Below are 21,697 nucleotides of genomic sequence, written 5' to 3'. Positions count from 1 at the left end.
AAGGATTCTATTAAGATTCCATTCCATTCGAAAGACATGTGATTCAGTATCCGGTACACGTTCTTCTAGCCTTGCCTCTCTCCCCCGGACATATCATAATCAAAACAAATCCGGTACAGCTCCACGAGCTCATGATGCTCAGGTATGCGCGGGTTATTAGCCGGGCTGCCGCTTGCCAGCGCATCGCCGGCCATTTTGGACAAATTCTGCTCAAAGAGCTCCCGGTCGATCCCCCAGCCGCTCATATTCGGAATGCGTAATTTGCGGCAAAGCCGCTTCAGCTCCTCGACAGCCGCATCCGCTTTGGCGCCGGCAGGCAGAGCGGCAAGCGCAGGATTAAGCAATTCTCCTATGCCGCCCAGACGGTCCACTGCGCTTGGCTTTGTAAATTCCATAACGGCAGGAAGCAGCATGGCATTGCTTAGTCCGTGGGGCACATGAAACAGGGCTCCGACCGGACGGGACATCCCGTGCACGAGGGTGACCGAGGCGTTGGAGAAGGCCATTCCGGCCATCATCGAGCCAACGGCCATTTGTTCTCTGGCTTGGGCATCCGCACCATCCTCGAAAGCTTTAACCAAACCCTCTTTAATGAATGTTATAGCCCCAACGGCAAGCGAGTCCGTCAATGGATGCGCTTGGCGGGACAGATATGCCTCAATCGCGTGACATAATGCGTCGATGCCGGTTGCGGCCGTAACAGCGGGCGGACAGGAAACCGTCAGCAGCGGATCGACGAAAGCGGCGCGCGGCAGCAGCTCCGGCTGCTTGATCATCATTTTCACCTCATTGTCCGGATCGATGATGACGGTGATCTGGGTTACTTCTGAGCCTGTCCCGGCCGTAGTCGGTACCGCCACCAATGGCAGCGGCGGCGACTTGAAACGGTCTCCGCGCCAATAATCCCTGAGGCTGCCCGGGTTCCCGGCCATCACCGCGATGGCCTTGGCCGTATCCAGGCAGCTTCCCCCTCCAACGGCAAGAATTACGTTGCAGCCTTCCCGCCGGAGGATATCCAGGCCTTGCTCTACATGGATGAGCGTAGGTTCCGTGTGAATATCAGCGTACAACGCTGCGGACAAGCCTGCTGAGCGCAGCATCTCCATGCAGCGGTCGGCAATCCCCAGACCAACCATGGCCGGATCCGTCACAAGCAGAGCATGGTTCCCATATGAACCCACAGTCTCCGCAACGCTATCAAATACGCCGGGACCGTATTTTACCTGCTGAGGCACCAATAACGAACCTATCATCTTGAACCTCCCTTCAAAGTCATGAACAGATCATACTCCTCATTCCACCGTAATCAGGAAAGCCGCAAAATCATTTAACACCGGAAGTGCAAGGAGCGCATCCTCCTTGTTCATGGTCACGCTGACCCTGGTTTGATCAACCAGATTCAAAACTTCGCGGCATGTGCCAATCCCGTGAAGCTCAATCCGGATGTCATGAATGGGAAGCGGCTCGAAATAAGAGACGCCATTAAATCCGGAGAGATTCAATAGATGAAGAATGAACTTGCGGTCATTCAGACGATGGAAGAAAATCTCTGCATGGGGCGGCGCATTTGTCGTTAATCTGACGCTGCCGTCAAGGCTGTGCTTCAACAGATCGGACACGATGCTCTTATGATCCGCGAAGCCATGGCGATAATAGAGTTCTCCCGGCTGCCAGGGCAAATGAACAGCCAGACGCCCTGATTCGGCCCGGATCCCCGCTCCGAACTGCGTCCCGGAGATCCGGTGTCCGGACGCTCGCTCCGGCGGACCGTAGGTGGACGGACTGACGAGCGGAAGCTGCTTCTGAATATGCGGTCCATATTCCACATCATAGAAGGCTCCATCCAGAAACACCCAGTCGCGGCTCTCAAAGCTCGGGAACAGCTGCTTATCACCTGTCTGCAAATAAGCTGCTTCCCTGTTCAGGACTCGAAGGCCCCCTTGGGGCTTTGCACCGAATACCCGCTCCAGAAATGCCTTGTTGGCGTCGTCTTCCGTAAACGACAGCCCCGTGCTGATCAGGTTCACGCCTTGGGCATGAACCTCCTCCAGAATATGAAGCTCGTCTTCCGCAAAGCTGGAGATATCGGGGATGATCAGCAGCTTATATTGAAGGAGAGCCTTTTTTTTGGCGGCCAGATTGTTTTGGTGGATCACGTCAAAAACGACATGTTCCTCCTTCAGCATTTTATACAGCCCCATATACTCCGTTCTGTTTTTTTGCCGGACGTTACCCGGCTTGATCAATGCGGCATCGGCTATGGACAGGAAATGGCCGTAATACTGCTCATTCTCCCGATGATACTGGAATATGTCGGCCACAGTCTCAAGATTGTCCCTGTCCGGGTAATCGTCAAATACGCCAATGATACAGAAATCCAGCCCCGAACCGCTGGCCAGGCTCTCCTTCAGCCGGATATTCACCTCATGCCGGGATACTCCCGCGAATCGGTGAACCAGATCGACGGCATTGATACAGCAGTTGCTGACCAGCTTGTCGTCCCATGCATCCTCCAGCGACTGGACATTTTCCGATGCGGAGTACAGCCATACAGGGTGCGCCCAGCCTTTATCGGTATTGGATTCCTTGCGGACGATGTCCACCTTATGCTCATGATAAGTGGAGATGGCGATCTCCTTGTTCTTCCCTTTCACAAAAGCGTGAATCCGGTCCAGCATCTCTCTGGTCGTCTGCTCCTGGAACTCCCTGTAGGCCCGGTATGCGGGATCGCCTTGATCCTCCGTTTCCGGCAGCTCCATCCCGAATGCTTCTTTGAACCGTGACCGGCAGCTGCCGCAGTAACAAATCCCGTAGTTCCGGCCGCTGTAGTCGCGGGTCTGATAGCCGAACATATTGAAGAATATGCCGTCCACATCATAATGGCTGATGACTTCATCAATAAGCTTCAGCGAATACTCGCGCTGGTAATAACCGTTGATGCAGGTATGGACGATGCCGAAGTAATTGACTTCCCGCCCCTCCTTCGTCCGGTAAAACCATTCCGGCTGTTTCCTGAAGATCGATTCATGCGCTTTGCTGAAATCAAATCTGGCGATGAATTTCATCCCGTTGGCATGGGCTTGGTCTATGGCTTCCTTCAGCAAATCCTTCTGCTGCCCCATCGCCCTGTAATGATAGTCCAGCTTGGTGGGATAAAAGGCGACGATCCCTCCCGCATTCATCATCAGAACGTTGGCCGATAGCTTCTTCAAGTCCAAGATTAACCGGTCCACGTCCAGGTTCGCGTCTGTTTCTCTAAGATTATTTTGAATCAGTCTCAGATTGTTAGCTGTCCACCACGAAGCTTCCATCGATGCACCCGGCCTCTCGCTAGTAGAGTTTATCAAAGGTCCTTCTGCTTATCCTGCGCACATACGGGACTCTCCTTGACTTATTCGCCACTGCCGACTGCGAGACCTGTAAGCGGTCGCAAATTCCCGGCTGTGTGCATGTATGTCTACCTGTACCGTCATTCCAGTTCAACCATTATACATTCCCATACATCCAGACGCGGGAGGGTAATAGTCAGCCGCTCTTGATCGGAGATACAGCGAAGCGTCTGACCCGAGATCAGCGCCTTCACATCCTTCGCCGGCAAGCCGCTTACGCCCAGCTTCACTTCGAGATCAAGGAGCGGTACCGAATGGGCAAGCGGCCTTCGGCCGACTCCGTTAACCAGATGAATCAGCAGCTTGTTGTTATTCTCGAACAAAGTCACCTGGAGACCCTGGATAGGGGTCACTTCAATAAACCGCCCCTGGCCAAGCGTCATATCAATGGCATTCTTCAGAAATTGGTAATGCTCGCCAAGCTTATATTCATTAATGAGTGCGCTAAGCGAAAAAGGAAGATACAGGGAACCCCCCTGACCTGTTTTATTGCTGATAGCCAAGGGGATATCCGTATGGCTTACGGGCAGGCTGGCTCTCTCCGGCGGCGCGCCAACGCTTTCGAGCGGCGAGAAGGGAGGAACCAGCGTAGCGAGCACCTGTGCGCTGGAGCTGGAGACCCTCGTATAGTTCACCCTTCCGCGGTGGGCGATCAGTCCGGTGGTCTCCATCCCCTTCTGCAGCGGATTCGAATCCCCTTCGAAGCGCAGATAAGAGGCCGTAAGAGGCTCGCTGACGGAAGCTTCGCCGGAGATGCCGAGCAGCGCAAGCAGTTCCTCCTGCTCCGGAACGATTCCTTCGATGACAATATTCCCGCCCTGCTTCACGTAAGCGGTCAAGACGGCCACCCAATCCTCCGCAAGATTCATGCCACCTGGAATAATAAGCGCCCCGTATTGAGAGAGTCTTTCCAACGTCGCCTGCTCCTGAAGCAGGACATCAAACGGTATCTGATTGTTGATCAGCCCATCCGCCCAGCCCTCTGCCGAGGCTTCGGCCGTCCACATCAGGGCCGTCTGCGACTTCGGCAGCGCACCGTCCATGAAGGCTTCGACCTTCTGAACATTCCGGTTGAAGTCGGACACGGTCTCCAGAATCCGTTTATCCTCGATCGTATCGGGGATTCCCGTCAAGGAGTGCCAGATGCTGCCGCCATGAGCGGGGATTTGCGAGAGCCAGAACCTGTATTCCGCAGGCGGCAATCCGGTATGGCGCCAATCCATTCCGGGACTGGAATGGACGATGCCGAAGGGCGCCGGACGTTCGGGAAGCGATCTCCCCAGTTTGATACTCAGCGCAGGCTTCCAGAATTCAGGGATATGCTGATGGCCTAACGACAATACGTCCTGCGGCTCCGTACAGAGCATATCCGTTGTCCGCTCACGGTCGAACAGATTATCCCGATACAGATTGTAATAAAGTATCATGGGAATACCGGCTTTCTTCTGCTTAATAAAGGAATAGATCTTATCCATGTTGTCGCGCATACAGGAGGATGCCCATTCCGGCATATACTCGCTGCGGTCCGCCGGGAGCTCCCTGCCGTAGGCTTCGCGGTATTTCCGGCGGCAGCCCTCACAGCTGCAGGGAATAAATCCCGGCGCATTGAAGAAAATACCGTCGATTCCGTATCGGTTGATGACTTCCTCAAGAACCGGAATGGCCACCGACTCGTTGCGGTATGCCCCGTTAATGCAAGTCGACATCAGGAGCGACCAGCTCCCCGGCCGCTTCGAACCGAGAATTTCCGGCTCTCCCGAGGGCTGCCTGACGAACCACTCCGGTCTTTGCAGAAATATCCGGTCCTCCGCTTTGCTGAAGTCAAACCGGGCAATAAAGCGGATATCCTGTTTATGGCTGGCCTGTATAACCTCTTCAAGCAAATCGAAGGACGTCGGCAGAAACTCGTTCACGGTATGATAAGCCACCTTGGTCGGATACCAGGCGTAAATGCCTCCGACGTTGAACACGATCGTATTCGCGCCCATTTCCTTCATTTGGGAAGCAAGACGCTCGGGATCGATCGCCCCCGTGTCCCTGATCTGAAGATTGGGTTGAATGACTCTGAGCGGCTCCCGCCACCATGCTTTTCTGTTCATATGTTTCAGTTCCCCCTCCCGGGACGAAATGGATGACGCTGTATTGCAGCAGCAAGTGGTTCACCTTGGAAATATAAGCAAAGTATAGCTCAGACTTTTTTACCTTCTTATATCTGAAAAAAAAGGTGGCGCAGAGGCCACCGAATGGTTGGTATGCTTTGCGGTTTGCGGGGCTATTCCCCGTTGAAGGCTTTGTAGGATTCGGCAAACTCCTGATACGCCTGCTTTATCTCCGGCAGATTGTTCAACTTATCCACATAGGCCCGATAATCGTCCATTGTGATCTGCCCTACTATGGCCTTGGTCACCATCGTCTTCCATTCATTCTCATATTTGGGCCATGTATCATTCCAGGTATTGGAGAACGAGTATTTGAAGGGACTTACTTTGCCGACCTGGTCGAAAATTTCCACGGCTTTCTTCTTCGCGTCGTTATACTCCTTGCTGCCGGAAGCGCTTTCCACTTTGCCCCACATGGAATAGGCAAGTACGCCTGCGCCCTTGCTGGTCGTATTGACCTCCTTCACTCCCTGCTCCGTGAGCACCTTCTGTCCATCCACCACCGTGTGGTGAATGCCTTCGAGCCCGTAATAAGCGAAGTCCGTCATTTCATCGGAAGCGGTGTAGTCAAAATACTTGAGCAGCTGCCTGACCTTCTCCTCCGGCACCTTTTTGGAAATATAATAACCGCCGGACACTCCGGTTTCGAGAGAAATCGCATCGTCGCCGCTTGGTCCCTGCAGATGCAGGTTGAGTATTTCAGGATCGGGCTGCGTTCTGGCGATGGAGTCCTCGAACTCCTTATCCCACCAGATGCTCCTTGCATATGAAGCTGCTCTGCCGGTTTTGAAGGCTTCCTCCGCCTGGGTTTTCTTCATGACGGAAAACTCCTTGGATAGTACCCCATTATCAAACAATCCTTTGAACCATGCAACCATATCCGTATACTGCGGGGTCAACCGCGAATGGATAAGTCCGCCATCCTCATTATAGGTGGGGTCGAGCGCACCGAAGCCTGCGGCAAAGGCATCGTCGCCGTCATTCACAATGACGCCGTGTCCGATCAAGCCAAGCGTGTCCTTCTTCCCGTTGCCGTCCGGATCGCCTTCCACGATTGTTTTCAAAGCCGCTGCGTACTCATCCAATGTCTTTGGTACAGGAATGTTAAGCTTCTCCAGCCAATCCGCACGTATTTTGACACCGAGATCGATGCGGGAGCGGGAACGGGGAACCGCATAAATTTTGCCGTCGATCGCCAAATATTTCTCCCAGTCCTTCGCCAGATTCTCCTTCAGATTCGGATATTCGCTGAAATCGCCCAGCAGCGGCGTCAAATCCCAGAAAGCGCCGTTCCTGGCCGCGCTGCGCAAGGTGGGCCAGCTGAAATCCGGCGATGAGATAACCTCGGGCAGATCGCCGGAAGCAAACAGCAGGTCGGCCTTCGTTTTGAGATCGCCGTCGGGCACCCACTCGATATCCAGCTTCGTGTTCGTTCTTTTTTGCCATTCGGTCCAATAGGCATTGTTCATGTCCGGGACTTCATTATAGAGGCCGGCGAACATCTGGATCGTTAGGGGTTCGCTGTCCCCGCCGGCTTCTGCGCTTGGGTTATTGCCGGAAGCGGGGTCGTCCGTATTGGCCGTCCCGGCATTGTCGCTGGCGCAGCCGGCAAGCAGCGAGAGAATGAGCAGGAAGAACACCCCCGCGGATACCGCCCTGGCTTTTGTACTTTTCATCTTTTTCCATCCTCCCTGATCAATGAAATGGTCAATATACTAACTCATCCTTTAACCGAGCCCAGCATCACTCCCTTGGCAAAATGCTTTTGCAAAAAAGGATAAACGATCAGAATGGGAACCATTGCCAGTACAATCGACGCCATGCGGATCGTTTCCTGGGGTATGACCCGGTCGTCCCCGCCTGCTCCTGCCTGGCCCACCCCATTCGAATCGGAGTCGATGACGAGCGTCTTGATCAATACCTGCAGCGTCCATTTTTTGGAATCGGAGATATAGATCAGCGCGTTGAAGTAGGTGTTCCAGTGCGAGACGGCAAAAAACAAAGTAAACGCGGCAATCGCCGGCATGGAGAGCGGAATTACGATGCGCAGAAACACGCCCAGATCCGAGCAGCCGTCGATCCGCGCCGAATCCTCAAGCTCTGCAGGCAGTGATTCCAGGAAGCTCTTAATGACAATGAGGCTCCAGGCATTGGTTAAAGCCGGCCAGATTAAGGACCAGTAGGAATTCAGCAGCCCCAATTCCTTGATCAGCAAATAGCTGGGAATAATGCCCGCATTAAACACGAGGGCGAAGATGACAGCGCTGATCATAATCCCCCGGCCTGGCATTGCCTTTTTCGTCAGCGCATAGGCCAGCGAGAATGACACGATGACATTCAGCGCGGTACCCACCACGGTAATAAACACGGTGCTCTTCAGCGCATTGATGAAGCTGTTGGTCGACAAAATGTACCTGTAGGAAGAAAGCGACCACTGCTCCGGAAACACATAGAACTTCAGGGGAACATACACTTTGGGATCGGTAAAGGAAACGCTGAAAACGTAAATGAAAGGGAAAATGCAAATGAGCGAGATCAGGGAAAGCAGCGAATAGTTAACCCAGTCGAACAGCGTCAGTTTCTTGCGCGAGACAAAACTCATAACCGTACCTCCCAACGTTAATAAATGCCCTCATGTCCCATTCGTTTGACTATATAATTGCTCGATAAGACCAGCACGAGCCCGACAACGCCTTTAAACATGCCCACGGTAATTCCGGCGCTGATCTGACCCCTCAGAATACCCTGCGTATACGCATATGTGTCGAATACTTCTGCAACCGACATGACCAGGGGATTCTGCATCAGCAGCACCTGCTCGAAGCCGACGTCCACCATTTGGCCCAGCCGTAAAATCAGCAGAATAATAATGGTGGGCCGGATAGCCGGCAGCGTAATATTCCAGATTTGCCGCCAGCGGCTTGCACCGTCCATGACGGCCGCCTCGTACCGCTGCGGGTCGACCCCGGCCATCGCCGCGAGAAAGATTATGGTGCCCCAGCCTGCTTCCTTCCACATATTCTGAGCCGTCATCAGCCCCCAAAAGTAATTCGGGTTCGATAGAAACGAGACGCTTTCGCGGCCCGACTCCGTTATCAGCTTATTGACAATGCCGACATCCGTGGACAGCACAAAAAACGTCATGCTGGCTACGACCACCCAGGATAAAAAGTGCGGCATATAGACAATGGACTGGTTAAACCGCTTGAAGGCCTCATGTCTGACCTCGTTCAACATCACGGCAAGAATGATCGGCACAGGGAACATGAAGACTAATCCGAAAATATTAATCGTTAAGGTATTGCGGAGCATCAAATAGAAATTATGGTCTGCAAACAGGTCGTTGAACTGCTTCATCCCGGTCCATTCGCTGCCCCAGAAGCCGCTGTACGGATTGTAATCCTTAAAGGCGATCAGCAGTCCCCACATCGGCAGAAATTTGAAAATCAGGAAATAAAGGATTCCGGGCAAAGCAAGCAAATACAAATATTTGTACTGCAATATTCGCACCCATAGACGGGAGTTTCCACTCTTCATGACGCGGTTCGGCAAACCGGCTTGCGCCGCAGCCGCTGGGTCCTTCATAGCCTTACACCTCTCTCTCATCACGGATATGTTGGTTAACCTTCCATCTAAACCTCCTGTGCCCTGATCATAAGGCAGCGGTTATGGGCATAAAAGAGACAAATCTTGAAGTGAGGGGCTGCGGGGCCGATCCGAAATTTCTGTCCAGTCCGATAATACCGGAAACTCTTCTATACTGCGGTTCAAGCGGACGGGAAGCGGACAGCGCAGGCAGAGCAGAGCAAGAAATGTCCGGCCACCCTTGCATTATGTTTCGTATATGACCTCCTATTGAACGAAATATCCCATCGACATTCACAAGATAAAATGAATGTAAGAAGAACCGGCTTCGCCGTCCTCTGGCGGCATTGTTAGTTTCTTCCCTCAAACCTTATAGAAATTTATAGGCGTGAAACTTATAAATTCTAAAAGGTCAAAAAAAACCGGTTCCGCCGTCCAGTAGGCGGTGAAACCGGTTCTTCCCATACGTTCAGGGTTAGTCACATAAAACAATTGTTGGACCAGGTTCTTACCCCGTTAGTGAATTTCATGGTCGTTAAGTAAATAAAGCGGGCGGTGCTCTATATTAGCTTGATCGTTGCTTCACCGCGAATCATTCGTTTTCCTGCCAGCCTTGACATGTTTGAGCTGGGCGACAATGATGACGCTGATAATGACCAGAAGGAACCATGAGCTGATTTTACTGAAGCCCACCATCTGCCAGCCTTGTTGCTGGTCAGGATATTTCCAGGCATTAAAAAATGTGGCTATATTTTCGGCTAGCCAGATAAAAAAACCGACAATGAAAAAGGCAAGTGTCAGGGGCATTCGATAAGTAGTGGTCCGGACCCGATAGATGATCCATGTTTTCCAAAAAACAAGAAGTACAAGCACCGTCAGCCACCAACGAAAATCAGGAATAAAATGATGGGTGAAAAAGTTCAGATAAATAGCTCCTCCCAGCAATCCCGCAGAAGCAAGCCCCGGCCAGCCGGTCATATCCATCTTAAGCCTGCGCCATACCTGACACATAAAGCTTGCTACACTTGCATACATAAATCCGCTATAGAGCGGTACACCGAGGATCTTTGTAAACCCGGGCTCAGGGTATGACCATGATCCCATCCTTACCTTGTAGATTTCCAGCAGCAGGCCGATAACATGAAAGACACAGATCACTTTAATCTCATCGCGTGTCTCCAATCCGCTGCGGTACATAACGTACTGCACTGCAAGCAGGATGAGAAGAATGGCATCATAACGGTAAATAACGGGCACCTCTATTACGCTGGAGAGTGCTAAAGTTCCAAATACCGCAACAGGAAATATGCAGCTCATCGCCTGATGATAGCCAAAATGCAGCAGTTGTACGACTGGTTTCATTGACGTTATCTCCCCGGATGGCTTGCCATTTTTAAAAGGAAAGCGGAGTGGCTGTTTCGATAGTCTAGATTAATCGCCAAGTTGTTCACCTCAGACCGTTTAAAAAAGTGTTGTTCCTCGTTCCATAAAGTACACCTCACTTAGCTAGGGATAATTTGAATTTAACACACGATTTATCGTTTTACAATATATTTTAGTTGTTATACAATGTATTACGCCGTTCCATCTTACGGGCAATGGCCCATGATGACGCCCAATCGCTGGCCAATCGCAAGCGTTGAACAGCCGAGTTGACAGAGGGCCTCCAATTGACCGCGTTCGACTATTATAAATGCTGCAAGCTCAATAAAAAGCCTGCGGCCGTTTGGTAAACTGCGGTCGCAGGCTTCGTTCATCTGACAATCCACTCATTCTCGCGGCTGATATGATTACCTATTCTTCGGCCGCATCCTGCGGGCCGGCGAATCCTCTTGCCAGCTCAATATCCTGGCGCACATCCTCCAGATAGTACGGATAGCCGAAAGTTTGTTTGACTCTTGCCATATAATAGGGCTTGTTGTGCAGACTCCAGTAATGGCCCAAGCGCTCCCAATGGCCGGCGGCCTGCTCCAGCAGCGCAACCGCTTGCTCCCTGCGCTGTCCGTCGCCGTCTCGCCTGTACCGGTTCAGCTCCAGCGCGGCGGAAAATTTGCACTCGTAGTAACGGCCCATCTGCGCATATGCCTTCAGATCATATAACGTGCATTCCGCATGTCCGCCGCGCAGCCCCCCAAGCTCCGATTCCAGCCTGCTGGCGGCTTGTTCGGCCTGCGCGGATGATTCTCTTAATATTCCGATAATGTTAATCGGCGTTTCCTCATAGCTCCCCGCCGCTTGCTCCAAAATGCCTTCATGCTCCGATTTTGCATACTCGGAAATTCCCATTACGCCGACTCCCGGCATCGGAACGCCGTCTGCGAAATCAAGAATGGTCTTAAAGCCGGTAACCTGCGACAAGCAGCTTTCCGCATGCCATTGAAAGTCATAATCGATCCAGAACAAGCGGTTGACCGCCGGGATGATCCGCGAGGCATGACGGAGTCCTTGCAGGAAAAGAGGAGCGTGCCGGGGGCCATATTGCTTTTCGAGCAAATAGGTCCATACCCGGTCATCCGTGTCCGGGTTATAGGAAAGCCGTCCCCATAATTGAAATTGGAACAAATGACGCTCGTAATCGTAGGTCCACGTCTTATGCCCATGATCGACATGCTGGAAATCCCGCCCCCATACATAACCATCGGATCCCCAATAGAAGCCTTTGACGTATGGCTTCTGCATGCCCTTCACATAGGAACGGACATAGTCCGGGTCTCCCCAGCGATGTGTAAATACATCATCATTGCGCACCGTAAACAGCACTTGGGTCGATTCCAGATCGATCCCCTCCCAGGCTCCCCACAGCTCCTCGAATCGGGGCACCGGGTGGGAGTAGCAGTGGGCGTTCGAATATTTCCAGCTGATATAAAAGAGTTTGGGATCAAACTGGCTTTGCACCATGTCTTTGATTTCCTTGCCCGCATTTTGCATATTCGTACGGTGAATGAACGGAATGGCTCTGCCGGACTGCTTGATTGCTTCCACATAGGTTTCCACAATCCAGTTCTCCCGCTCATAGCCGCTGCCGTCCATCCATTCGCTGGCGGAGGTGCCCAGTCCCTTCAGCTCGGGGTACGTAATCAACAGCTGCAGCACCATCTCGCGGATGTAGTCCCTGATTATCTCCGACTGCCCGCGGAACCGGTTGAGCGGCAGACCGACCCGATGGATGAGGTCATCATACATATTGCCGAAATCCCCTACGTTCTCCGGCAAGCCGAGACCGCGCGCCGCTTCGGGAGTCAGGCGGATATTCCAGGTGAACAGATAGATGTCAATGCCCCTGTCCGCCGCATGCCGGAACAGCTCGCGGAAAAACCGGATATTCCGGTCGATCTCCACATCGCTGAACGGATTCGCTGCTCTGTATTTGGACGAGACGACCATGAGATGGTAGGGGTGCTCGCTCCACAGGCTCAGGCAGTTATAACGGTTAAGTGCCAGCATATCCAGATAGGATCTCCAGAAGGCGATATCCATGCAGGTCTGTTCATTGAGCACGAACGGATCTCCGGAATCGAACGGTACATACGGCAGATTATATTTGATCCCGCGTATGCCAAGCGCAGGCTTCTGTCTGATTTCCTCGCCATCCGCAAGCTCCGTGCCTGTCGCAAGCCGTTCTGCCCATTCCAGACAACCATACATCACACCGCGCGAATCGGAGCCTTCTATATAAACAAGCCCGCCCTCCCGGTATATACGGAACGACTGGTCCTCATAACGGGGCGCTTTCCCCCGCTGTACCGGCACTTTTCTGGCAAGAATGCCCTCTTCAGGCAGCCGTACCGTCCCATGACCGGAAAACTGCTCGATGAAAAACAAACCGCTCCGCCCGAGACTTTGCTTGAGCTGCTCTGCTCCGAATGAAATGACCGGATCTTTATGATCGTATATGAGCTTCAATGTGGGTTTCCCTCCAATTAATAGTACTAACGCTAATTGCGAAAAAGGCCGGCTGCGCATGAGGAAAGACCGCAGCGCACATGTCTGTGCTGCGGTCTGGTCCATTTATGATTCCTGCCTTAGAAGATAGTACGGCTGGTTGGACAGTGCTTCGTTGAAGCCGGGGGAGAGCCATGCATGCCCTGAACCATCCCTGAGCTCGAAGAAATAGATGATCGGATAAGGCGTGTCCGTATACCCTTCCGGTATACTCGCGACATACCGTTCTCCCTCCCGCTTCAAATCGGTCACTTGATAGCTCTCCACTTGATTCGCATGCCGGTAATGAAGCTGAATTTGCCACTCCGCCGAAGCCTCCGGTACGGATAAGGACAGTTTAACAGCCTCCCCCTTGCGGAACACCGCCGGCGGGGTATGTTCCACTGCCGGTTTTTCAGCAGTGGATGGCGTAAATACGCCCGCACTTGCAGTCTCCTTCTCCTGCGGGACGGCAGGGCCGGCTTCTTCCAGCTCCTGTTCCAGCGCCGCGATATCCTCCTCGATTAGAGGCAGGCGGTCAGCCCAATGCCCTCTCATATAAGGCACATATCCGAAGGTGATATCTTCACGGTATACGCCCTGAGTGCTTTCGATGACACTCACCCAGGCTTCTTTGGCAGACTGGTAGAATCGCAGCGCCTCCCGCAGCTGGGCCGGGTCTCCGGTTCGTTCGAACAGGGCATAGGCAACGCCTGCGCGAAGCTTGCCGGCGAAGAAGCGACCCAGGCCCGCCTGTGCGGACACATCTATCTTCCAGCGCCTGAATGAAGGGGACTCCGGGTCGTTAATTTGGGTCACCGCCCCGGCGAGCTCAGTCATGGCCCTATCCGCAAATCCGGTTAGTTGGGCGGCAACATCAAGCGGGGAGTATTTGCCGCTGCGGTTCCCATGCAGCAGGTCATCGGCAAAATCGTCAATCCGGTAAAACATGGCGGGATCAAGCGGACTGACCGCACCGAACGTTTTGGGCTCCGGCGTGTCTCCGTATTGGACCTGCTTGCCGGCAGACTTGGCAATGGGCATATTGGCATACATCTCCGGCCAATAATGGTTGTTGGCCGCAGAAGGCAGATGCGCTGCCGTCACAAGCGGCAGAATCCGGCTGGCATGCGCCAGCGCCTCTTCGGCGGCAGGAGCCGCTTCGCCGAATTCAAACCGCAAATACCGCCGCCAGGAGTCGGGCCGGGCATCCGGATTATACAGCAGCCGGCCCCACAGCCTGTAGGTGTACAGGTATTTCTTCCACTCCGCGCCTGCCAATCCGAGCGAAGCATCGGCGTAAGACTCGCGTCCTCCCGGCGATCCGGTTCCTTTTCTGGCTTTGAAGGCTAATGGCTCGCATAATTCCACGCCCAATCCGCCGCTGAAGCTGCCGAGCCGCCCATATCCGGCGGCCATGGCGGGATCGCCCCACAGCAGCACCCGCTGCGTGCCCGGCCAAATCCGGTACAGCACGCCGTATTTGCGGTCTTCCTTCAAGAAATCCGCGTAACCGTAACGGGTGAATTTTCTGTACGTGGCGGTAATCGCCATCAGGTCCGGCCGGTCCGTATCCTCGGTTGGAAGCTCGGTCTGACGGATTGCCGCCTGATGGTATGGAGGGCCCATATGCTCCGCCCAATATTTTGGCGACACGACGACGGGAAGCCCCGTTTCGACCGCCACCTGCAGCATCTGGTCATCCACGCCCTTGGCATGCAGATCGAGCTCCACCGGGCGGCCGGCTTTCAGAATGCCGGAGAACACAATCTTCCAGAACTCATGGGCCGGCTCGGGAATGCCGCCCTCATAATGGGTGCGTATCGTAATGCCTTCCACGTCCGGACAAGCCTGAATCAAGGCCCCAAGCGCATCCCGGCAATAAGCGGCATGGTTGTCAGGGTTAACCCCTTCGATCAGGTAATTGGCGTCGGGACTATCGCTGGGATCGTAGGCATGTGTCCAGATGCCTAACTGGAAATGAACGCCTCTGAGCCTGGCTTCCTTGCTGATAAAGCGCAGCATCTCCAAATTCCGCTCCGCTTCTCCCTGCGGCAGCCCTTTCACTTTGACATCATAGCCTGGCATATCCAGCAAATAGGGGTAGGCAAAGCAGAAATAATTGTCCTTGACCCCGGGATCATGCCCGTAATCGTACCCCATGCCCAAAGCAAGGTGGAGCCGGTTGAACCGGTGTGTGGCCAATTCGGTCAAATATTCAAGCCAGAACGCTTTATCATAAAACCATGGTTTATCCTCGACCTCGCTCACGAATAAACGGTTGATGCTGCGGACAGGTGCAGCGGGTTTTTCTGTATAAGGCTTGATTAGCGAAAGCCCGGCCAGAGGATCTGCGGAATACTTCACGATATCCGCCAGCTCCAGGATGGCATATACAATCCCTTGCGGGTCGCTCCCGGCAGCGTTAAGAACCGGTCTGCCTTCTGCATTCTGCCAGGACAGACCAAATGACTCCGCTTCCTGCGGGACGTTCACGCTGCTTCCCTTGGCAGCCCCATGCTCCGGATCGGGGCCGGAAACAAGGATGCAAAGGCCCGCTCCGTGCCCGGACAATGCATCGATTCCCTTCATTTCAGTTACAGTAATGCCCTGTTGACGGCAGGTCTCCGCCAAGTACCCGATTGCCCAATCCACCGAGCGGTCATGGGCGGCAGAATCCGCTGAATGCCTTACCAGTGACAGCGTCATTTCCGCATGATTATCCATAAGAACATCTCCTCATATAATCAGATTTGACTGATTCTATATTCAGCTTTGGCCAGCCATTCAGGATGAATGGTGACGCCCCATCCGGGACCGTCCGGCACATGCACCCTGCCGTCCTCCACCTTAAGCCCGGAGGTGAACAGCCCTTCCGTCCAGTGATCGGGCTCGATGGAAAATTCCACGAACCGGCCAGCATTAGGTACAGCAGCAGCCATATGCAGGGTGAAAATAGTCACCATCGACAAGTTGGCCGCGTGGGGGGTACAGGTCATTCCGGCCGCCTCCGCCATCTGTGCTACCTTCAAGGCCCGGCTCAAGCCCCCGATGTAACAAATATCGGGCTGAACGATATCCACTGCATGCATGGAGATCATCCTCTGAAATTGCGCCAGATCCGTATCCTGTTCCCCGCCGGTAACGGGAAGCTCCAGCGCATCGGCCACCTGCTTCGTCCATTCCAGCTGCGGATAGGGACAAGGCTCCTCGTAGTGGCAGACGCCGTACTGCTCCAGCATATGTCCGACCTCGATGGCCCTGGACGGTGTAAATCCGCTGTTCGCGTCCACATAGAGATCAGTTCTGTCTCCAATGGCTCTGCGGACAGCCGGTACGATCTCCTCCGTCCTGCCCGGGTAAACATCCGTATCGCTGCCGAAATTTTTGCCGATACGGATCTTGAAGGCCTGGTAGCCATGCGCATCCTGAAGCCTCTGCAGCCGGTCCGCTTCCTCTGCGGGGGAAATATCCCGCCGCATACTGGAGCCATAGACCGGAACAGCCCGCGGCTGGCCTCCAAGCAGCTCGCATACGCTTTTCCCGAGCCGCTTCCCTTTCAAATCCCATAAAGCCGTATCCAGCCCGCCGACGGCTCTGCATATGTAGGAGCCCGGGAACTTATGCTCCGCTTCCACGCATCGCTCCGCCAGCGCGGCAATGTCTTCCGCATCCGCGCCAAGCGCGTGCGGAGCAATTTGCTGATGCAGCACCAATGCCGAGATATTGGCATGATAGGGCGCGATTTGCCCGAAGCCCTCCTGCCCGTCCTCGGTTCTCACCCGCACGAAGCTGATCTGCTTATTGGTAAAGGTTTCAATGCTTTTGATTTTCATGGCTCTATCCTCCCATTCGCTTCCGCCGCATCGGCGGATGCGGATTCCCCGGGAGTTGATCCCGGTCCCGCTCCCAGTTTCAGCACCAGCGCATCCCTGCCATGCAGCGTCATCTGCAGCCTTCGTTCTGTCCGCTCATAAACCGCTTCTCCCCAATACCTGCGAACGACAGCAAGACCATCCAAGCCTTGGGACAGCTCCACTTCCGCTGTCCGTTCTTCCCTATCCGGATTAAGAATCCAGAGATACAATCCGCCGTCCTTGCCTGCGGAGAGCCGGGCTTGAACCCGGTGATCGGAGATCCGTACATGCTGATCGACCCCTGCCCAGGCTAATACCTCCTGGAAATACTGGCGGTTTACCGGGTCATGCGTCCGGTAATAAGCCTCGGAAGGGAATGTTCCGATGAGCAGCGTTCTTCCACTGCCATAAGCATGCTCGATGACCGCCGCGCTGCCATCCCCATAGCGCCCCCGCACCTGCCCGCCGGAGAAGGCGGCATAGGACTGGCAATAGATGCCTCCGCGCACCCGTCTTCCATCCCAATCCAGCTCAAGCGTGCCGGAGATGTCCGGCATAAACTCGACATGTGTTTCAGCGGCTCCGAACAGTTCGTTCAGCCCGTAATTAGGCTGCTGCGCTCCTGCTCTGCCCTTGTCTCCGAAATAAGCCGGACAGCCCTCACTGATCAATATCCCCCCGCTTCGCACCCATTCCTGTATCCTTCGCGAATGCTGCCGGGAGGCCATAATCGGATAAGGCCAATAGAGCACCTTGTAATCTTCAATATGTTCGATATGCACCCAGTCTGCTTGGATGTTGTTGTCGAAGAAGCCCTGATAGGCTCCCCACATCGACTGGCTGTACCATTCGCCCCGCATTTCACGATTCAGCAAATAATCGAATGTTTGCGTTTCGGGCATGACCAGGATCCCTATATCACCCTGGATAGGCGCCGCTTCGAGCAAATCCTTCTGGGCTTCATCGTTTGTCCAACGGGCCAGCCTGCTTGCCATGGACGAACGGTCCGTCCGTGAGCCGTCCATGGCATAAGCGCCGAAGGCACCGAACAGAGGGCCGTCGAGCAGCGGACGCCACCTTGGGAACAAGAGCCCGCGGGCGCCTCCGGCAAACGAGATCATCTGCCAGATCCGGATATCCTCCGGCTCTGTCATTCTTCCATCCTCTCTCGGACGGCCGATAACCTGGGGCTGCAGCCACAGCGGACCGCCCTGAGCCTCCGCATGCCAGAACGGCTTGCCGCGCGAGGCAGAGCGCACCAGATCGACGGCATGCCACTGCTTCCAGGGCTCGCCGCCCTTGCGGGAGGCTACCCAGGTAAACCCGTAAACGTCCACTTTGGAGGCTGCGAGCCAGTCATCCGCCCCCATGGACGCCATAATGTGAAGACTGCCGGCAATCCCGTGCGCCGTGATCAGATTTTGGTTATCGAGGCTGCGGATCAGATCGATCCTCCACTGCATATGCTCGTAGAAATTGTCTTTCTTGAAGTCCAACCAGTCCAAGCATTCCGGGTAAGGGGCGGTTTGCGCCGGAGGCTCCACCTGCTCCCAGGCGGTATAGCTGTACCTGTGCCAAGCCTGATTCAATTCCTGCAGGCTTGAATATTTGACCTTGAGCCATTGACGGAACTTATCCTTCGTAAAGCGGCAGTAACAAATATGCGGAGAATAATTGCACTCATTCCATACGTCATAACCGGCCATCGCTTCATGATCCTTGTAACGGAGCACCAGATTCGTCAGAAATCGCCCGGCAAGCTCCTTCGCTTCCGGACAATCCAGACACAAGACGCCCGAGGAGCCGTCCCCGAACCCTCCAGTGGCGCTGCTGCCGCTCAATTGTGTCTTGAGACGGCTTCCGTCCGCTCGCATATGCACCGCTTCCGGCATTGCATGCACCGCCCATTCCGGAACGGATGTGATCATTTCCGCAGCGATGGTCTGAATGCCGTGCTGCGCCGCCAAATCCATCTGCCGGTCGTAATCGGTCCAATCATACACGCCGGGTGCCGTTTCGATGGCTCCCCACATGAACCAGTGCCGGAACGTATTCATGCCGTCCTCACCGGCGGCCGCATAATCGCGCTGCCAGTCTTCGCCGGGCGGATTCGATTTGCGGAAATATACCGCACCATAAGGCAGCTGCGGTTTTCGTTTTTGAACCATAGCCTCTCGGCCTCCTTCCATCCATAAACGAGGAACAGCGCTTCATTCCACGTTTAACGATAATGCTGCTCGCTGCTAACCTGATATTATCGATACCTCCGTCTGCATGTAAGGGACAATTCTTGACCAACTTCCCGTTTCCGGCCGGTTCACAATTTCCGTCCGGCAAGGGCAAAAACTGTCCAACCCTCCCTTTTTACCGGTTTCTTGACCTGAATGCACTGGGGGTCATTCGCGAATATCGCTGGAAGATACGGTTTAAATTCCGCTCCGAATATCCGATCGCCGTCGCGATATCGCTGACGGTCCGATCCGATTCGAGCAGCAGCCTTTTCGCCTCCACAACCTTGCAGTCGACGACAAAATCGAGAAAATTCATGCCCATTTCTTTTTTGAACAGCCGGCTCAAATAAGAAGGGCTCATCCCCACCATATCCGCACAGCTCACCAGCGAGAGGTCGTTGTTGCAATTCTCCTTGATATGCCGGCAAACCTGCTTGACGGCCGATTGGCCTGTCTCGCTCCTGTAGTTCTCCGCCAGCCATTTGTAGAGAGGAAAGATGCTCTCGACGAACCACTCGTAGATTTCCTGGGACGTTTGCTTGTTCTTGAGATGTCCGAATAAATTATGCTCCAGGATGTCAACGAGGCTGCCCCCCTGCCTTTCCAGAGAATGAATCACGGCGGACAGCAGCACATAATAGCTTTGATAGACCAATATATAGGAATGGGAGCTGCGGAGCGTTTCGGAGAATTGGGACAAATGGCGGCCCGCTTCTCCAGGATCTCCGGTCTCCAAAGCCTCGACAATGGCTGTTTCCAATTCCTGCGGATATCGGAACAATGCCTGTTTCTTGCTGCGTTCCATATCGTCAATGAACAAGACATGCTCGGATAAACGAAAAATCCGGTTCTGCAGCGCGATCTCCGCTTCTTTGTAAGAAACCGGGACATCCGCTGTATGGGAGTAGAACCGCCCGACGCCTACGGACACGTCAAAGGACAGGACATTCTTGAGCGAGGCGCATACAGAGTTCGCATACTCAATAGTCTGATTGCGCATAACCGACAACTCGGTATCCTGACCGAACTGCAGCAGGGCGACGCCCCTTCCCTGAAAGGGGATGACGTAGCCTTGAATACGGGCATCCGATTGAAGCAGCTCCTGCATGACATTGGCGATGGCAAACGCGATAATGCTTCTCTCATCAGGCAGAAAACGTTTGTCCTTCGAGATATTCTCCACTTCAGCAATCAGCACCACATTGGTGGAATCAACGGATATCCCGTACGTGATGGAATCGCGAATGAGAGAATCATTTCTGACATAATCGCCGTTCAGCAGCTGCTGCAAGCATTTTTCCCTGAGCGAAGGCTCGATTTGCTCCATGAAGGTGCCCAGCTTTTCGGCCTCGTTATTCAAGAAGTCCAGACATTCCTTGATATAGTCGAACTCATTGTCTTTATTCTGGATTCTCCCGAAGCTTAGGTTTCTGCTGTGCTTGATCAGCTCCCCGATCGGGTTGTACGCTTTCTTCGTATTGAAGTAAGTCAGTAGAACACCCACGGCAATGAAAAAAAACAGCACAAGCAGCGTAACACCCCGGATCCAGTTGATTTGTCCGGCGATGATTTTCTCGGGAATCACCGTCACATAGGTGCGGCCGAAAACATTTTTCTGGTACAGATACTGCGCCCGGTCCCCGTCAATCCCTTCCGCGAAGAAGCTGTCGGTCGTTTTGCCGGAGGTGCGGATTTTCTCGAGGCTTTCCATCTGATTAAGCTTTGAATAGATGTCTTCCGAACCTGTATTGCCGTCATGGAAAAGCCTCTGATAATTCAGTACGAATAAGTCCTTTTCCTTCGGAACTATAATTGTATCCGTTTGCAAAAATTTGCTGATTGCGGAGGTTTCAATCTCAAACGCCAATACCCCCTGCGCCTCCCCGCTCCCCAATATAGGCAGCAGCCGGGCGAATGTGATGTAGCCGTCCTTCTTCCCGGCAGGCATGATCGTCCATTGGGACAGATTGCCGTCCCGGATGAGCCGGTCGATGTCTTCCCCGTATGGATATTTTTCCTTATCGACCGTGCCGTAGCGGTTGGACAACACGGTTCCTTCCGCCCTGTTATAAAAAAAAATCTCATCAATAAAGCTGTTGGTATTTTTGAACATGGCGATTTTATCCAAAATATTCTGATGCCAGATGATGCCGGATTCCTGATCAGGCTTAGTAAAAAAGTTCGTAAGGGCAGGATCGAGCGCCAGCTGAAGCGATTCCTGCTCTATCCCCTGCAGAATGCGTTCGGACCTGTCTTTCATCATCGTGAGGGATGACCGGCTTTCGCTGAGCATTTGCTGATTCATCCGGTTCATGGAAAATTGATAGTAAACCAAGCTGGCCAATAGGACGGGAACACAGACGGATATGCATCCAAGCCAAATCAACTTGTATAAATATTTTCCGCGGTTGGCAGCAAGCACGGAACCCGGCTGGCGTACCAGGGCTTCAATCCAGTTAACCATTATGACCCCCCAAACGATAATATTTTCGTCCGCTATCCTACTACAATTCGATGTCCGCATTGTCGAATCCTTGGGAGAATTTGCACTATTT

The 21,697-nt window shown here is 53.6% G+C and carries 12 protein-coding genes; all 12 read right to left on the bottom strand.

The features are described from left to right. Positions 1-65: 65 nt before the first annotated feature. The gene (locus AC0YOB_RS02135; RefSeq protein WP_475792284.1) at positions 66-1,250 is read right to left on the bottom strand and encodes an iron-containing alcohol dehydrogenase; all 1,185 of its coding nucleotides are present in this window, start codon (positions 1,248-1,250) and stop codon (positions 66-68) included. Positions 1,251-1,292: 42 nt separating this feature from the next. Continuing rightward, positions 1,293-3,311, bottom strand: coding sequence for an alpha-amylase family protein (locus AC0YOB_RS02130; RefSeq protein WP_475791339.1), 2,019 nt, complete (start codon positions 3,309-3,311; stop codon positions 1,293-1,295). Between the two features lie 158 nt (positions 3,312-3,469). Next, complete coding sequence (locus tag AC0YOB_RS02125; RefSeq protein ID WP_475791338.1) at positions 3,470-5,488, bottom strand: alpha-amylase family protein; 2,019 nt, start codon at positions 5,486-5,488, stop codon at positions 3,470-3,472. 173 nt (positions 5,489-5,661) lie between these two features. Next, complete coding sequence (locus AC0YOB_RS02120) at positions 5,662-7,224, bottom strand: type 2 periplasmic-binding domain-containing protein (RefSeq protein ID WP_475791337.1); 1,563 nt, start codon at positions 7,222-7,224, stop codon at positions 5,662-5,664. A 44-nt stretch (positions 7,225-7,268) separates the two neighbouring features. Continuing rightward, positions 7,269-8,150, bottom strand: a complete 882-nt coding sequence (locus AC0YOB_RS02115) for a carbohydrate ABC transporter permease (RefSeq protein ID WP_210044029.1) — start codon at positions 8,148-8,150, stop codon at positions 7,269-7,271. Between the two features lie 17 nt (positions 8,151-8,167). Further along, positions 8,168-9,133: an ABC transporter permease gene (locus AC0YOB_RS02110; protein ID WP_210044030.1), complete on the bottom strand. Its 966-nt coding sequence runs from the start codon at positions 9,131-9,133 to the stop codon at positions 8,168-8,170. Positions 9,134-9,715: 582 nt separating this feature from the next. Beyond that, the gene (locus AC0YOB_RS02105) at positions 9,716-10,495 is read right to left on the bottom strand and encodes a DUF817 domain-containing protein (RefSeq protein ID WP_475791336.1); all 780 of its coding nucleotides are present in this window, start codon (positions 10,493-10,495) and stop codon (positions 9,716-9,718) included. Between the two features lie 432 nt (positions 10,496-10,927). Continuing rightward, positions 10,928-13,036, bottom strand: coding sequence for a hypothetical protein (locus AC0YOB_RS02100; protein WP_475791335.1), 2,109 nt, complete (start codon positions 13,034-13,036; stop codon positions 10,928-10,930). Positions 13,037-13,141: 105 nt separating this feature from the next. Beyond that, positions 13,142-15,781: a hypothetical protein gene (locus tag AC0YOB_RS02095; protein WP_475791334.1), complete on the bottom strand. Its 2,640-nt coding sequence runs from the start codon at positions 15,779-15,781 to the stop codon at positions 13,142-13,144. 20 nt (positions 15,782-15,801) lie between these two features. Then, on the bottom strand, positions 15,802-16,890 hold the full coding sequence (locus AC0YOB_RS02090) for a mandelate racemase/muconate lactonizing enzyme family protein (protein ID WP_475791333.1): 1,089 nt from the start codon (positions 16,888-16,890) through the stop codon (positions 15,802-15,804). Beyond that, a complete protein-coding gene (locus tag AC0YOB_RS02085; RefSeq protein ID WP_475791332.1) occupies positions 16,887-19,079 on the bottom strand; it encodes a beta-galactosidase in 2,193 nt (730 codons plus the stop codon). Before AC0YOB_RS02085 ends, AC0YOB_RS02090 begins: the two co-directional genes overlap by 4 nt. Before the next feature lie 196 nt (positions 19,080-19,275). Beyond that, positions 19,276-21,606, bottom strand: a complete 2,331-nt coding sequence (locus tag AC0YOB_RS02080) for a helix-turn-helix domain-containing protein (protein ID WP_475791331.1) — start codon at positions 21,604-21,606, stop codon at positions 19,276-19,278. Positions 21,607-21,697 lie beyond the last annotated feature (91 nt).

The organism is Paenibacillus sp. JT31N17 (assembly GCF_056269255.1).
Note: the sequence above shows the minus strand (reverse complement) of the source record. Positions and strands in the feature narration are given on the sequence as shown.

What these genes read in the sequence shown, in the direction of transcription:
- AC0YOB_RS02110 (WP_210044030.1), bottom strand. Translation starts at nt 9,133, where the DNA reads ATGAAGGACCCAGCGGCTGCGGCGCAAGCCGGTTTGCCGAACCGCGTC.
- AC0YOB_RS02115 (WP_210044029.1), bottom strand. Translation starts at nt 8,150, where the DNA reads ATGAGTTTTGTCTCGCGCAAGAAACTGACGCTGTTCGACTGGGTTAAC.
- AC0YOB_RS02105 (WP_475791336.1), bottom strand. Translation starts at nt 10,495, where the DNA reads ATGAAACCAGTCGTACAACTGCTGCATTTTGGCTATCATCAGGCGATG.
- AC0YOB_RS02080 (WP_475791331.1), bottom strand. Translation starts at nt 21,606, where the DNA reads ATGGTTAACTGGATTGAAGCCCTGGTACGCCAGCCGGGTTCCGTGCTT.
- AC0YOB_RS02125 (WP_475791338.1), bottom strand. Translation starts at nt 5,488, where the DNA reads ATGAACAGAAAAGCATGGTGGCGGGAGCCGCTCAGAGTCATTCAACCC.
- AC0YOB_RS02095 (WP_475791334.1), bottom strand. Translation starts at nt 15,781, where the DNA reads ATGGATAATCATGCGGAAATGACGCTGTCACTGGTAAGGCATTCAGCG.
- AC0YOB_RS02120 (WP_475791337.1), bottom strand. Translation starts at nt 7,224, where the DNA reads ATGAAAAGTACAAAAGCCAGGGCGGTATCCGCGGGGGTGTTCTTCCTG.
- AC0YOB_RS02085 (WP_475791332.1), bottom strand. Translation starts at nt 19,079, where the DNA reads ATGGTTCAAAAACGAAAACCGCAGCTGCCTTATGGTGCGGTATATTTC.
- AC0YOB_RS02090 (WP_475791333.1), bottom strand. Translation starts at nt 16,890, where the DNA reads ATGAAAATCAAAAGCATTGAAACCTTTACCAATAAGCAGATCAGCTTC.
- AC0YOB_RS02130 (WP_475791339.1), bottom strand. Translation starts at nt 3,311, where the DNA reads ATGGAAGCTTCGTGGTGGACAGCTAACAATCTGAGACTGATTCAAAAT.